This window comes from Pantoea hericii (assembly GCF_014155795.1).
Taxonomy (GTDB): Bacteria; Pseudomonadota; Gammaproteobacteria; order Enterobacterales; family Enterobacteriaceae; genus Pantoea; species Pantoea eucalypti.
In genome coordinates this window covers 383,800-398,223 of the sequence record NZ_SCKV01000001.1, presented here as the reverse complement: position 1 = coordinate 398,223, position 14,424 = coordinate 383,800, and the positions used below count along the sequence as shown (strand labels likewise).

Genomic DNA, 14,424 nt, shown 5'->3' with positions numbered 1-14,424 from the left:
TCGCCATGACAATAACTCCTCACCAATTGATTGCGTTACTACCGCTGTTAATCGTCGGATTGACGGTGGTGGTTGTGATGCTGTCCATTGCCTGGCGACGCAACCACTTCGTTAACGCCACGCTAACGGTAGTTGGCCTGAACCTGGCGCTGCTCTCGCTCTACTTTGTCGGTCAGGTCGGGGCGATGGATGTCACGCCGCTGCTGCGCGTCGATGGCTATTCGATGTTCTATACCGCGCTGGTGATGCTGGCGAGTCTGGCGACCTGTACCTTTGCCTATCCATGGCTGGCGGGTTACCCGGACAACAAAGATGAGTTCTATCTGCTGGTGCTGATTGCGGCCCTCGGTGGCATCGTGCTGGCCAGTGCTAACCATCTGGCCTCGCTCTTCATCGGCATTGAGCTGTTGTCGCTGCCGCTGTTTGGTCTGATTGGCTACGCTTTCCGCCAGAAACGTTCGCTGGAAGCCGCACTGAAATACACCATTCTGTCTGCGGCGGCCTCATCGTTCCTGCTGTTTGGTATTGCGCTGATCTACGCCGATTCCGGTAACCTGAGCTTTGTTGCGCTGGGTCAGAGCCTGACTGACAGCATGATCCATGAGCCATTGCTGCTGGTGGGTCTGGGCATGATGATCATCGGCCTGGGCTTCAAACTTTCACTGGTTCCGTTCCATCTCTGGACGCCCGATGTGTATCAGGGTGCGCCTGCGCCGGTTTCAACCTTCCTGGCGACGGCCAGCAAGATTGCGATCTTCGGTGTCATCATGCGTCTGTTTATGTACGCGCCGGTGACCGACAGCGAAGCGGTGCGCACCGTGCTGGCCATGATCGCCTTTGTGTCGATTCTGTTCGGTAACCTGATGGCGATTTCGCAGAGCAACATCAAGCGTCTGCTGGGTTACTCCTCTATCGCCCACCTCGGTTATCTGCTGGTCGCGCTGATTGCAGTGAAAGATCATCAGCTGTCGCTGGAAACTTCCGGTGTTTACCTGGCCGGTTATCTGTTCAGCAGCCTGGGTGCCTTTGGTGTGGTGAGCCTGATGTCCAGCCCGTATCGTGGCCCGGATGCAGATTCACTCTACTCTTATCGTGGTCTGTTCTGGCATCGTCCTATCCTGTCAGCGGTCATGACAGTGATGATGCTGTCACTGGCCGGTATCCCGATGACGCTGGGCTTTATCGGTAAATTCTACGTGATTGCTTCAGGCGTCAGTGCGCATCTCTGGTGGCTGACCGGTGCGGTGGTAGCGGGCAGTGCGATTGGCCTTTACTACTATCTGCGCGTAACGGTAAGTCTCTACCTCAGCCCGCCGGAACTGCACACCCGTGATACCCCGGCTAACTGGGCATTCACCGCCGGTGGTGTCGTGGTCCTGATATCTGCCATTCTGGTACTGCTGTTAGGGGTTTACCCTCAGCCGCTCATCAGACTGGTGCAGATGGCTCAGCCACTGATGTAAGCTGATAACTGCGAATAATGAATCAGGCCTCCGGGCCTGATTTTTTTGTCTGTCAGATGAGGTGACCAGCTGGTGCTGACGACCTCGCGCTGATGTAGAGTGTCTGGTTTAGTAAGGAGAGACCATGAACATTGACTGGCAGGATAAACACCATAGCGAACTTACCGCCCCGGAACTCTATGCGCTGCTGGCGTTGCGCAGTGCGGTGTTTGTGGTGGAGCAACAGTGTGCTTACCTTGATGTGGATGGCAAAGATTTACAGGCCAAAAACAGGCATCTGCTGGGCACGGTGGATGATCAGCTGGTGGCTTATGCGCGACTTCTTTCCCCGGAAGATGAAACCAGCCCGGTGAAAATTGGACGGGTCATTGTTTCAGATCGGGTGCGCGGTGCGCGTCTGGGCAATCGTCTGATGGAACAGGCGATCAGCAGTTGTCAGCAGCACTGGCCAGGCCGTGACATATTTCTCTCTGCGCAGGCGCATCTTGAAAACTTCTATGGGCAGCACGGCTTTGTGGCGGTGGGGGAGAACTATCTGGAAGATGGCATTCCGCACGTCGATATGCTGAAGAATGCGCCATAAAAAAAGCGAGGCCTGAGCCTCGCTTTATTCCATCAACCCACCGTCATCTGACGGTCATCGACATATTTGCGCTGATCCGGCGCAGGCGGGAAATACTGATAAAGCCAGGTTTCACTCAGCGTCTCATCCTTGCTGCGCAGGAACAGACGCATCTCCACTGGCTCGGTGGAATCGCTGTTCGGATACCAGTCAAACAGGATGCGGTATCCTTTGAGCGGATCGACATACAGAATTTCAACCTGCTTCACGCTGCCGGATGAAACGGTAATCACCGGCTCAATGCCTTTCGGCGCAGCAGCCTGCAGATCACCACCAATAAAATCGATGGCGAAGCGGCGGCACCAGGTTTCCGGGAAGTGTTCGCCAGGCGCCCAGCCTTCCGGGAAACCACCGATACCGGTACGGGTCGCATCCACACGTGCCAGACCGCTTCGCACTGGCGGCAGACCACTCCAGTAGAGCTTGTAAGAGAAGTTCAGCTCGCTGCCCGCTTTGACCGGCTCAGCCGGTTGCCAGAAGCAGACTACGTTATCCAGCGTTTCACCGGTGGTCGGGATCTCCATCAGGTTAATTGCGCCTTTGCCCCAGTTGCCGACCGGCTCCACCCACAGGCTCGGACGTTTGTCATACCAGCCAATCACATCCTGATAATCTTTGAAGTCGTGATTTAACTGCAGCAGGCCAAAGCCTCGCGGATTCTCATCTTCATAGGCATTGAACTGCAGACGCTGCGGATTATTCAGTGGGCGGGCGATCCATTCGCCTTTACCGGTCCACATCGCCAGACGATCGGAGTCGTGGATCTGCGGATGGTAGGTGTTGCACATGCGGCGCTCGTTGGTGCCGCAGCTGAACATACTGGTCATTGGCGAGATGCCAATCTGACGGATCTCTTTACGGGCGAACAGGTGGTTTTCCACCTCCATCACCACGCGTTTCTCTTCGCAGTGGATGATGAACTTATAGGCACCGGTGACACTCGCGCCATCCAGCAGGGCATAGCAGGTAAAGGTGGTATCTTCCGCTTTCGGCGTTTCAAACCAGAAGGCGGTGAAATCGGGGAACTCTTCCTGGCCATTGCTGAAGGTGTTGATCGCGACACCACGGGCCGAGAGGCCGTACTGGTAAGTATCGTCTACCGCACGGAAGTAACTTGCGCCAAGGAAGGATACGATGTCGCGACGGGCCAGTTCCGGTTTTTTAAATGCGCGGAAACCGGCGAAGCCGAGGTCAGTTTTGCCCTCCAGTTGCTTAGTATCAACCTTCGCGTCGTTATAGTTGAACAGCTCAGGGCGAAAGTGAATTTCGCGTGCCTGACGGCTCTCGCCGTCAACAGAGAACATGCGGATGCGCCGCTTGAAGCCCATGCCGACGTGGAAGAACTGCACGTCCAGCTGACGATCGGGCAGGTTATTCCAGAGTGAGTGGTTGGCGTCATACTGAATTTCGTTGTACGCCTGTGGGGTCAGTGTGGCCAGCGTCTCCGGCAGTGCACCTGGTGCACCGCCCCAGGGTTTCTTCGCCAGCGCAGCCGCGTTTTTCTTCAATACGTCGAAATCGAAGCGTACGGCGGTTCCGTCAGCAATGCCATCTTCTGCCCATGCGGATTGCGCAAACAGCGTTGACAGGCCGGTCATGCCGCTGACGGCAGAGAAGGCCATTGACGCTTTCATAAACATTCTTCGATTCATGCCAGAGATCATTCCTTAGCTGTTCGAGGGTGTCGTGACTGTTGTGCAACATGCACTTTCATGGCCCGATAATCACAGGCAACAGAGGGGTACGACAGTAGGGTTACTGGAAAATTCAGTCACGACAAAATTTATCAGATTAATCAAAGAAGCGAAGCGAAATTCGGCGGTTGCCGCTGCGTCTTACACTTCTTTGCGCAGCGAAGCGGCGCACCGCCTGCACTGAGTAAGATTAACAGATGAAAAATCAGGTGATTCCTGGAGCAGGAAATCAGCAGAGCGCCAGATTATGGCTATAGTTAATGAACTGCTTTGCAATTCACACGGAGGAAATGATGGTAAATCAGACAAATCAATTCGAATCGGGCCTCGATGACGATATTGCGTTACTGACCGAAACCCTGGAAGAAGTGCTTAAGGCATCAGGCGATCCGGCCGATCAGAAATACATTGAGCTTAAAAGCAAAGCTGAACAGGCGCTGAACGATGTTAAATCCCGTGTCAGCCAGGCGTCCGACAGTTACTACTATCGCGCTAAACAAGCGGCATACCGTGCAGACGATTACGTGCACGAAAAACCGTGGCAGGGCGTAGGTATTGGTGCAACCGCGGGCCTGGTTCTCGGCCTGCTGCTGGCGCGTCGCTAATCGCGATTCGCTGATGTAGCGCGGTAACAGACGACAGCAGTAAACCTGCGGCGGGGAAATCCCGCCGTTTTTTATTCTTTTCTCAACCCCTCATTGATTCACTTCTGTTGAGCCTGCTTCGCCCTCATTCATTTTTATGCGCAACGTGCTGCTTTAGATAAACCAGTAACAAACACGGGTCACACAGATTGTGTTTCGCAGGTGGACTTCATACAGTTAAATAAACGTGAAAAGGAGAACCGGACGTGATTAGAATTGAGATGCTGTCTACCGGGGATGAGGTGCTGCATGGCCAAATCGTCGATACCAATGCCGCCTGGCTGGCTGATATTTTATTCCAGCAAGGTTTGCCCATGACCAGTCGAACCACGGTTGGGGATTCACTGGAATCGCTCATCGACACCCTGCAGACACGAAGCCATGAGGCCGACGTGTTGATTGTGAATGGCGGCCTGGGTCCCACCAGTGACGATCTCAGCGCGCTGGCAGCCGCTCGCGCCTGTGGGGTTGAACTGGAGATGCAGCAGGACTGGCTGGCACAAATGGAAGCCTGGTTCGCCAGCCGTGGCCGGGTGATGGCCGCCAGCAATCGCAAGCAGGCTGAAATTCCGGCCAATGCGGAGCTGATTGATAATCCGGTTGGAACCGCCTGTGGCTTTGCCCTGCAACTCAACCGCTGCTGGATATTCTTCACGCCTGGCGTGCCATCTGAATTTAAGGTGATGGTGGAGCAGCAGATCATTCCCCGTCTGAAAGCAAAATTCTCGCCGCCCGAACCGCCGATTTGTCTGCGACTGACCACCTTTGGTCGCGGTGAAAGTGATATTGCCGCTGAGCTGGAGCCGCTGGCGCTGCCGGAAGGTGTGGTGATGGGCTATCGCTCGTCGATGCCGATCATTGAGATCAAACTGACCGGCCCGGCCAGTCAGCGTGTCGCGATGGAGCAGGTGTGGCAGCAGGTGCGTCTGTTACTGGCGGAGTGCACTATCTTTGAAGGCACGGAAGGGTTACCGGCGCTGCTGGCACGCGAGCTGACGCAGCGTGGCGAGCAGCTGGCGGTCAGTGAGCAATACACCGCCGGGCTGCTTTACTGGCAGCTGGCTGCCGCCAGCGTGCCGTTGCGGGGCGCTGACATTTTGCCATCAACGCAGGAGACGCTGGAGCAGCAGGTGACGCGCACGCGCGAACTTGCCGCACAGCAGCAGGCAGCGCTGGCGCTTTCTGTTGGCAGCCTGGAACAGGAAACGATTTCGGTAGCGTTACATACGCCGGATGGCGGCTTTGGTCAGCGCGTGAAGTTCAGCACCGGTCGTCATAACCTGGAGACGCGGCAGAAGGTGGTGGCGATGATGGCGATGAACATGCTGCGCCGCTGGTTACACGGCAGCGAAGTGAGCACCGGTCACGGCTGGATTGATGTGGTTGAAACTGTCAGACAGTAATTTCAGTGAAAACGAAACGGGCGCCAGAGGCGCCCGTTTTGTATGTGACTGTGAATGACCCTTTGCAGGAGCATTCTCACAGCAATAAATAAGCTGACTCGATCCAACCGCAAATCAAGCCAGACTTGTTCCGCCTCAGCTACAACTCAAGCTCAATCTCGCCTTTAGCTTTGCAGCAGCAGGGCAGGATCTCATCCTGCTGCACAAACGCCAGCGGCCGCTGTGGGTAATGCACTTCGCCTTTCAGCAGCCGCATCCGGCAGGAGCCGCAGTAACCTTCGCGGCACTGAAACTCCACGCAGAGATTATTGGCTTCCAGCAGGGAGAGCAGATTGGGGTGATCTTCTGCGCATTCCAGCCGGGCGCCGGAACTGCGCAGAATAACAACGTCGCGACTCATGATTAAAGCTGAAAGTCGTCGAAGTCGTTAGCGCCTACTTCAGAATCGATCTGACCCACCAGATAGGAGCTCACTTCCACTTCCTGTGGCGCAACCTGCACGTTGTCAGACACCAGCCAGGAGTTAATCCATGGGATCGGGTTAGAGCGCGTCTGGAAGGGCAGATCAAGGCCAACTGCCTGCATACGGATATTGGTGATGTACTCAATGTACTGGCAGAGAATGTCTTTGTTCAGGCCGATCATTGAACCGCCGCTGAACAGATATTCCGCCCACTCTTTCTCCTGCAGCGCTGCCTTCTTAAACAGCTCGAAGCACTCTTCACGACACTCTGCCGCAATCTCTTTCATTTCCGGATCGTCTTCGCCGCTGCGCAGCAGGTTCAGCATATGCTGGGTGCCGGTCAGGTGCAGCGCTTCATCGCGGGCGATCAGTTTGATGATTTTGGCATTGCCTTCCATCAGTTCACGCTCGGCGAAAGCGAATGAACAGGCGAAGCTGACATAGAAACGGATCGCTTCCAGCGCATTGACGCTCATCAGGCAGATGTAGAGCTGCTTCTTCAGGGCGCGCAGGCTGACCACAACCTGTTTGTCGTTGACCTTATGCGTGCCTTCGCCCAGCTGATGCCAGTAGTTGGTCATCTCAATCAGATCGTCGTAATAGCGAGAGATATCCTGGGCACGCGCCAGAATCTGCTCATTGGTGACGATATCGTCGAATACCACCGCCGGATCGTTAACGATATTACGGATGATATGGGTGTAAGAACGCGAGTGGATCGTCTCGGAGAATGCCCAGGTTTCAATCCAGGTTTCCAGCTCAGGAATCGAGATCAGCGGAAGCAGGGCGACGTTCGGGCTGCGACCCTGAATGGAATCCAGCAGTGTCTGATACTTCAGGTTGCTGATAAAGATATGCTTCTCGTGGTCCGGCAGCGCCTGGTAGTCAATACGGTCGCGTGAGACATCAACCTCTTCCGGACGCCAGAAGAAGGAGAGCTGCTTTTCGATCAGCTTTTCAAAGATGTCATATTTTTGCTGATCGAAGCGCGCCACGTTTACGGACTGACCGAAAAACATCGGCTCTTTCAGCTGATCATTTTTGTTCTGTGAGAAAGTGGAGTAAGCCATAAAAGTTGTCCAAAAGTAGACGAAGCCAGGCCTCGTGAAATGAATGAGGCGGGAGAATCTCCCGCCTGACCATTAGATTTTACAGGCGCCGCTCTCGCAGCCATCATCCTGGATAGAAGGTGCCAGGTCATCCTGCGCATCTTCCGCACCGTCACGGGTGTTCTGATAGTAGAGCGTTTTCACGCCAAACTTGTACGCGGTCAGCAGATCTTTCAGCAGCTGTTTCATCGGCACTTTACCGTTAGTAAAGCGTGATGGATCGTAGTTGGTGTTAGACGAAATCGCCTGGTCGATGAATTTCTGCATCAGACCCACCAGTTGCAGGTAACCGTCATTGTTCGGCATTTCCCACAGCAGTTCGTACTGATCTTTCAGACGCTCATACTCCGGCACCACCTGACGCAGGATGCCATCTTTCGATGCTTTGATGCTGATGTGACCGCGTGGTGGCTCGATGCCGTTGGTGGCATTGGAGATCTGCGACGAAGTCTCAGACGGCATCAGCGCAGACAGGGTCGAGTTACGCAGGCCGTGCGTTTTGATCTCTTCACGCAGGCTCTCCCAGTCGAGATGCAGCGGTTCGTTGCTGATCGCGTCCAGATCTTTCTTGTAGGTATCGATCGGCATGATGCCCTGCGCATAGGTGGTTTCATTGAACCACGGGCAGGCACCTTGCTCTTTCGCCAGCTCATTGGACGCTTTCAGCAGGTAATACTGAATGGCTTCAAAGGTTTTGTGCGTCAGGCCATTGGCGCTGCCATCGGAGTAGCGCACACCGTGCTTCGCCAGATAGTAAGCGTAGTTGATCACGCCAATACCCAGGGTACGACGACCCATTGCGCCACGCTGGGCAGCCGGAATCGGGTAATCCTGATAATCGAGCAGCGCATCGAGCGCACGAACGGCGAGGGTAGCCAGCTCTTCCAGATCGTCGAGGCTTTCGATGGCGCCAAGGTTGAACGCAGAAAGCGTACACAGTGCAATCTCACCGTTTTCGTCGTTAACATCTTCCAGCGGTTTGGTCGGCAGGGCGATTTCCAGGCAGAGGTTAGACTGGCGAACCGGGGCGATGCGCGGATCAAACGGGCTGTGAGTGTTGCAGTGATCGACGTTCTGAATGTAGATACGGCCGGTTGAAGCACGTTCCTGCATCATCAGCGAGAAGAGATCGACCGCTTTAACACGCTGCTTACGGATGCTCTGATCCTGCTCATATTTGGTGTAGAGACGTTCGAACTCATCCTGATCGGCGAAGAACGCATCATACAGGCCTGGCACGTCAGACGGGCTGAACAGGGTGATATCTTCGCCTTTCAGCAGGCGCTGATACATCAGCTTGTTGAGCTGTACACCGTAGTCCATGTGACGCACGCGGTTGCCTTCAACACCACGGTTGTTTTTCAGCACCAGCAGGCTTTCGATTTCCAGATGCCACATCGGGTAGAACAGCGTCGCTGCACCGCCACGCACGCCGCCCTGAGAACAGGACTTCACCGCAGTCTGGAAATGCTTGTAGAACGGGATACAGCCGGTGTGGAACGCTTCACCGCCGCGAATCGGGCTGCCCAGCGCACGGATACGACCGGCGTTGATGCCGATACCAGCACGCTGAGAAACATATTTCACAATCGCGCTTGAGGTGGCGTTGATGGAGTCCAGGCTGTCGCCGCACTCGATCAGCACACAGGAGCTGAACTGACGCGTCGGGGTTCGCACACCTGACATGATTGGCGTCGGCAGCGAGATTTTAAACGTTGAGATCGCATCATAGAAACGCTTGATGTAATCCATACGCGTATCGCGCGGGTAGCCAGAGAAGAGGCAGGCCGCGACCAGAATGTAGAGGAACTGCGCACTCTCGTAGATTTCACCCGAGACGCGGTTCTGCACCAGATATTTGCCTTCCAGCTGCTTCACGGCGGCATAGGAGAAGTTCATGTCTCGCCAGTGGTCGAGGAACTCGTCCATCTGCGCGAATTCTTCCTGGCTGTAATCTTCCAGCAGGTGGCGATCATATTTGCCCATGTCGACCATCTTAACGACCTGATCATAAAGCTTCGGCGGCTCAAACTGACCATACGCTTTTTTGCGCAGGTGGAAGATCGCCAGGCGGGCAGCCAGGTACTGATAGTCAGGGGCATCGCGAGAGATGAGGTCTGCTGCGGCCTTGATGATAGTCTCATGAATGTCAGACGTTCTGATTCCATCATAGAACTGAATGTGAGAGCGCAGTTCCACCTGTGACACTGAGACGTTGTTCAGCCCTTCAGCTGCCCAGTCCAGCACACGGTGAATTTTATCGAGATCAATGCGCTCCTGGCGGCCATCGCGTTTAGTAACGAGCAGACTCTGGTTCATGTCGCGTATTTACCTTTGCGTGAGTATCCAAAAATTAAAAGAAATCCCGGTTTATACACAGCCTATTCATTGTGAATAATGTGTGGATAAACACTACATCTAGGGGGTGAAGAGAAAAGTCATAACTACATGGGGGCATATTTTAGTATTTTACGGCCGCTTAACAAGAGCAAAAAATGATGGCTGGAGGGGTTGTAATTCTTGCGAAATTTCTTAGCCCACGCCTTGTAAGGCCTGGCAACATGTCAACCGGATCACACTTTTTTTTCTTATTATGATCGGGCGCGTGTTTCTTATTCAATCCTCAGGATTCAGCCAGAAAAGGGATGAAAAATGGATAAAAGCCGCTAGCAGGGGGCCGCGACGTTGAGCGGATGCGGGCATGGCTGACGTAACCTATTGGCAGCCATCGGAATGCCTGCCACCAGGCGAGGGCAGTGACCGCTCTGACAGGAAGAGCAGGCAGAGGAAAAAGTGCCCGCCCGGATTCAGGCGGGCAGATGACTTAACCCGCGTGGTGAGTGTGCACCATATAATTCACATCAGTGCCGGGCGCCAGTTTGAAGCGGTTGGTCACCGGGTTGTAATGCAGGCCAATAATGTGGCGTTCACGCAGGGGCGTTTCATCGACCCAGCCCAGCAGTTCGGATGGGCGGATGAATTTCTTCACATCATGGGTGCCGCGCGGCAACATGCGCAGCACATATTCCGCGCCGAAAATCGCCAGCAGCCAGGCCTTTGGATTGCGGTTCAGCGTTGAGAAAAAGACTTCGCCGCCGGGCTTGACCAGCTTCGCACAGGCGTGAATCACCGAGCGCGGATCCGGCACGTGCTCCAGCATCTCCATACATGTCACCACATCATACTTTCCGGCGTTATGATCGGCATGCTCTTCAACGGTCTGTTGCACATAGTCCAGCGTCACGCCGCTCTCCAGAGCATGCAGGCGCGCCACGGCCAGCGGTTCCGCACCCATATCCAGACCGGTCACGACGGCGCCTTCACGCGCCATGCTTTCGGATAAAATGCCGCCGCCGCATCCGACGTCGAGCACGGTTTTACCGAACAGACCGTTGCTGTGCTGCACGATGTAGCCCAGGCGCAGCGGGTTGATACGGTGCAACGGTTTAAATTCACCCTCCAGATCCCACCAGCGCGAGGCAACGGCCTCAAACTTGGCAATTTCCTGCGCATCGACGTTATGCTGATGATTCTGCGGTTGTGCATTCATTGAATCGTAACTCCTGACAAAATGTGCCCACAGTATAAACGCTTAACCGCAGTTGGCACACCTTTCAGGGGCAATGAAAAGCGGGGGAAATCGGTGGTTAACGTTCACCAGAGCATTGCAGTGTGATATACTTTCGCACCTTTAAAATCCGGGATTAAGTAGAGGGATAGCGGCTCCATGAGCGACCTTGCGAGAGAAATTACACCGGTCAATATCGAAGAAGAATTAAAAAATTCTTACCTCGGTTACGCCATGTCGGTCATCGTTGGCCGAGCTTTACCCGATGTGCGTGATGGCCTGAAGCCGGTTCACCGTCGCGTTCTTTTTGCGATGAGTGTACTGGGTAACGACTGGAACAAACCCTATAAAAAATCTGCCCGCGTCGTCGGTGACGTTATCGGTAAATATCACCCGCATGGTGATTCCGCCGTTTACGACACCATTGTACGTATGGCCCAGCCTTTCTCCCTGCGTTACATGCTGGTGGACGGACAAGGCAACTTCGGTTCCATCGACGGCGACTCCGCCGCGGCGATGCGTTATACCGAAATTCGCATGTCGAAAATTGCCCACGACCTGTTAGCTGACCTGGAAAAAGAGACCGTCGATTTCGTCCCGAACTATGACGGCACTGAGCAGATCCCTGAAGTTCTGCCAACCAAAATCCCTAACCTGCTGGTGAACGGTTCTTCCGGTATCGCTGTGGGTATGGCAACCAACATTCCACCGCATAACCTGCGTGAAGTGATTAACGGCTGCCTGGCATATATTGAAAATGAAGACATCAGCATCGAAGAGCTGATGGAGCACATTCCGGGGCCAGATTTCCCGACAGCCGCCATCATCAATGGTCGCCGTGGTATTGAAGAAGCGTACCGCACCGGTCGCGGTAAAATTTATATCCGTGCGCGTGGCGAAGTGGAAGCCGATGCGAAAACGGGCCGCGAGACCATCATCATTCATGAGCTTCCGTATCAGGTTAACAAAGCACGCCTGATTGAGAAGATTGCGGAGCTGGTGAAAGAGAAGCGCGTTGAAGGCATCAGCGCACTGCGCGATGAGTCTGATAAAGACGGCATGCGTATCGTGATTGAGATCAAGCGCGATGCCGTCGGCGAAGTGGTTCTGAATAATCTCTATTCACTGACCCAGCTGCAGACCTCTTTTGGTATCAATATGGTGGCGCTGCATCAGGGCCAGCCAAAGATTATGGCACTGAAGGAGATTCTGGACGCCTTCGTTCGCCATCGTCGTGAAGTCGTGACGCGTCGTACCATTTTCGAACTGCGTAAAGCCCGTGACCGTGCGCATATTCTGGAAGGTCTGGCGATTGCGCTGGCGAATATCGATCCGATTATTGAGCTGATTCGTCGTGCACCTAACCCGGCAGAAGCGAAAGCGGGTCTGATTGCGCAGGCGTGGGATCTGGGTAATGTGTCAGCGATGCTGGAACGTGCGGGCGACGATGCCGCTCGTCCGGAGTGGCTGGATCCGCAGTACGGCATCCGTGACGGTCAGTACTATCTGACCGAGCAGCAGGCTCAGGCGATTCTGGATCTGCGTCTGCAGAAACTGACCGGTCTTGAGCACGAGAAGCTGCTGGATGAGTATAAAGGTCTGCTGGAGCAGATCGCAGAGCTGTTGCGCATTCTGTCTGACGCCGATCGTCTGATGGAAGTGATTCGCGAAGAGCTGGAGCTGATGCGTGATCAGTTCGGCGATGAGCGTCGCACAGAGATTACTGCCAATACCGCTGATATTAATATCGAAGACCTGATCAATCAGGAAGATGTTGTGGTGACATTGTCGCATCAGGGCTACGTGAAGTATCAGCCGCTGACCGACTATGAAGCGCAGCGTCGTGGTGGTAAAGGCAAGTCAGCCGCACGTATTAAAGAAGAGGACTTCATTGACCGTCTGCTGGTGGCCAATACCCATGACACGATTCTCTGCTTCTCAAGCCGTGGTCGTCTCTACTGGATGAAGGTTTATCAGTTGCCGGAAGCGAGTCGTGGTGCGCGGGGACGTCCGATCGTGAACCTGCTGCCGCTGGAAGCCAACGAGCGTATTACAGCGATTCTGCCGGTACGTGAGTATACCGAAGGCTTTAATATCTTTATGGCGACCGCGCTGGGAACCGTGAAGAAGACCGCGCTGAAAGAGTTCAGCCGTCCGCGCAGCGCCGGTATTATTGCCGTGAACCTGCGTGACGATGATGAGCTGATCGGAGTGGCGCTGACCAATGGTAATGACGAAGCGATGCTGTTCTCAGCGGCCGGTAAAGTGGTGCGCTTTGCAGAAACCGCAGTTCGTGCGATGGGTCGTACCGCCTCTGGCGTTCGCGGCATCAGGCTGGCTGAAGGCGATCGTGTGGTCTCGCTAATTGTACCGCGTGAAGAGGGTGCAATTATGACCGTGACCCAGAATGGTTACGGTAAGCGTACTGCCAACAGCGAATACCCGACCAAGTCGCGTGCGACGCAGGGTGTTATTTCCATCAAAGTGACCGAACGTAATGGTCCGGTGATTGGCGCGGTTCAGGTTGTCGATGGCGATCAGATTATGATGATCACCGATGCTGGTACGCTGGTGCGTACCCGCGTGTCAGAAGTGAGCGTCGTGGGTCGTAATACCCAGGGTGTGATTCTGATTCGTACCGCAGAGGATGAGAACGTGGTCGGTCTGCAGCGTGTTGCCGAGCCGGTTGAAGAAGAAGAGCTGGATTCAATCGACGGTAGCGTAGCGGAAGGCGAGGATGATATCGCGCCAGAAGCAGAGATCGACGATGAAGAGATTGCACCGGAAGCGGATGCAGAAGACGAAGACGACGCGGCTGAAGACGAAGAATAATTTGTCTGATGTGAGCTGAGGTTCGTTGCAGAAACGGCAGGTCAGGGGAAACCCGGCCTGCCGTTTTTTTATGGGATTTGGAAGCAAGTGGCTGTCAGTCAGGAGCCGTCGAAAGGCCTGCACTGCCCGATCGCAACGGTATCTGCAAGTCGGGAGCCGCCGAAAGACCCGCACTGCCCGATCGCAAAGGAATCCCGCGTCCCTGCGGATCGGCCACGCCATCCCTGGCGTGGACGCTTTGCTCTTCGGGCAGTGCAGGCCTTTCTTGTTGGGGTTGTGGTGTCGCTTTGTGTGGGTTGCAGGACAAAGTGGCAGAGGGGCGGGAGTCGGTTGCTGTGAGAGGGGAGCCGCCGAAAGGCCCGCACTGCCCGATCGCAAAGGATTCCCGCAACCCGGCGGATCGGCCACGTCATCCCTGGCGTGGACGCTTTGCTCTTCGGGCAGTGCAGGCCTTTCTTGTTCAGGCAGCGGCGTCGCGTTAAGTGGGTTGCAGGACAGAGGTGGCAGAGGGGCGGGAGCTGGTGGCTGTGAGAGGGGAGCCGTCGAAAGGCCCGCACTGCCCGATCGCAAAGGATTCCCGCATCCCTGCGGATCGGCCACGCCATCCCTGGCGTGGACGCTTTGAT

General features: G+C 54.9%; 10 protein-coding genes. 5 read left to right on the top strand and 5 right to left on the bottom strand.

The window, feature by feature from the left end; genetic code table 11:
* Positions 1–5 precede the first annotated feature (5 nt).
* Complete coding sequence (gene nuoN, locus H7K52_RS01655) at positions 6–1,463, top strand: NADH-quinone oxidoreductase subunit NuoN (RefSeq protein ID WP_003854230.1); 1,458 nt, start codon at positions 6–8, stop codon at positions 1,461–1,463.
* Positions 1,464–1,587: 124 nt separating this feature from the next.
* Positions 1,588–2,046, top strand: coding sequence for a GNAT family N-acetyltransferase (locus H7K52_RS01650; protein ID WP_182629569.1), 459 nt, complete (start codon positions 1,588–1,590; stop codon positions 2,044–2,046).
* Between the two features lie 32 nt (positions 2,047–2,078).
* Here the strand turns inward: H7K52_RS01650 and H7K52_RS01645 are convergent, their stop codons facing one another.
* A complete protein-coding gene (locus H7K52_RS01645; RefSeq protein ID WP_182629568.1) occupies positions 2,079–3,737 on the bottom strand; it encodes a glucan biosynthesis protein D in 1,659 nt (552 codons plus the stop codon).
* A 335-nt stretch (positions 3,738–4,072) separates the two neighbouring features.
* Between H7K52_RS01645 and elaB the strand changes: the two genes are divergently transcribed.
* Both elaB and H7K52_RS01635 read left to right on the top strand, forming a co-directional pair.
* Entirely contained in the window at positions 4,073–4,384 is a 312-nt protein-coding gene (elaB, locus tag H7K52_RS01640; RefSeq protein WP_003854223.1) for a stress response protein ElaB, read from the top strand.
* A 245-nt stretch (positions 4,385–4,629) separates the two neighbouring features.
* Positions 4,630–5,826: a nicotinamide mononucleotide deamidase-related protein YfaY gene (locus tag H7K52_RS01635; protein WP_008926467.1), complete on the top strand. Its 1,197-nt coding sequence runs from the start codon at positions 4,630–4,632 to the stop codon at positions 5,824–5,826.
* Positions 5,827–5,965: 139 nt separating this feature from the next.
* Here the strand turns inward: H7K52_RS01635 and yfaE are convergent, their stop codons facing one another.
* The 4 genes from yfaE to ubiG form a co-directional block, all read right to left on the bottom strand.
* Positions 5,966–6,226: a class I ribonucleotide reductase maintenance protein YfaE gene (gene yfaE, locus H7K52_RS01630; protein ID WP_003854219.1), complete on the bottom strand. Its 261-nt coding sequence runs from the start codon at positions 6,224–6,226 to the stop codon at positions 5,966–5,968.
* A 2-nt stretch (positions 6,227–6,228) separates the two neighbouring features.
* Positions 6,229–7,359, bottom strand: coding sequence for a class Ia ribonucleoside-diphosphate reductase subunit beta (gene nrdB / locus H7K52_RS01625; RefSeq protein ID WP_003854217.1), 1,131 nt, complete (start codon positions 7,357–7,359; stop codon positions 6,229–6,231).
* 72 nt (positions 7,360–7,431) lie between these two features.
* Positions 7,432–9,717: a class 1a ribonucleoside-diphosphate reductase subunit alpha gene (gene nrdA, locus H7K52_RS01620; RefSeq protein WP_003854215.1), complete on the bottom strand. Its 2,286-nt coding sequence runs from the start codon at positions 9,715–9,717 to the stop codon at positions 7,432–7,434.
* Between the two features lie 505 nt (positions 9,718–10,222).
* A complete protein-coding gene (gene ubiG / locus H7K52_RS01615; protein ID WP_182629567.1) occupies positions 10,223–10,948 on the bottom strand; it encodes a bifunctional 2-polyprenyl-6-hydroxyphenol methylase/3-demethylubiquinol 3-O-methyltransferase UbiG in 726 nt (241 codons plus the stop codon).
* A 177-nt stretch (positions 10,949–11,125) separates the two neighbouring features.
* Between ubiG and gyrA the strand changes: the two genes are divergently transcribed.
* The gene (gene gyrA / locus H7K52_RS01610; protein ID WP_003854208.1) at positions 11,126–13,798 is read left to right on the top strand and encodes a DNA topoisomerase (ATP-hydrolyzing) subunit A; all 2,673 of its coding nucleotides are present in this window, start codon (positions 11,126–11,128) and stop codon (positions 13,796–13,798) included.
* Positions 13,799–14,424: the final 626 nt, after the last annotated feature.

What these genes read in the sequence shown, in the direction of transcription:
- ubiG (WP_182629567.1), bottom strand. Translation starts at nt 10,948, where the DNA reads ATGAATGCACAACCGCAGAATCATCAGCATAACGTCGATGCGCAGGAA.
- elaB (WP_003854223.1), top strand. Translation starts at nt 4,073, where the DNA reads ATGGTAAATCAGACAAATCAATTCGAATCGGGCCTCGATGACGATATT.
- nrdA (WP_003854215.1), bottom strand. Translation starts at nt 9,717, where the DNA reads ATGAACCAGAGTCTGCTCGTTACTAAACGCGATGGCCGCCAGGAGCGC.
- yfaE (WP_003854219.1), bottom strand. Translation starts at nt 6,226, where the DNA reads ATGAGTCGCGACGTTGTTATTCTGCGCAGTTCCGGCGCCCGGCTGGAA.
- gyrA (WP_003854208.1), top strand. Translation starts at nt 11,126, where the DNA reads ATGAGCGACCTTGCGAGAGAAATTACACCGGTCAATATCGAAGAAGAA.
- nrdB (WP_003854217.1), bottom strand. Translation starts at nt 7,359, where the DNA reads ATGGCTTACTCCACTTTCTCACAGAACAAAAATGATCAGCTGAAAGAG.
- nuoN (WP_003854230.1), top strand. Translation starts at nt 6, where the DNA reads ATGACAATAACTCCTCACCAATTGATTGCGTTACTACCGCTGTTAATC.
- H7K52_RS01650 (WP_182629569.1), top strand. Translation starts at nt 1,588, where the DNA reads ATGAACATTGACTGGCAGGATAAACACCATAGCGAACTTACCGCCCCG.
- H7K52_RS01645 (WP_182629568.1), bottom strand. Translation starts at nt 3,737, where the DNA reads ATGAATCGAAGAATGTTTATGAAAGCGTCAATGGCCTTCTCTGCCGTC.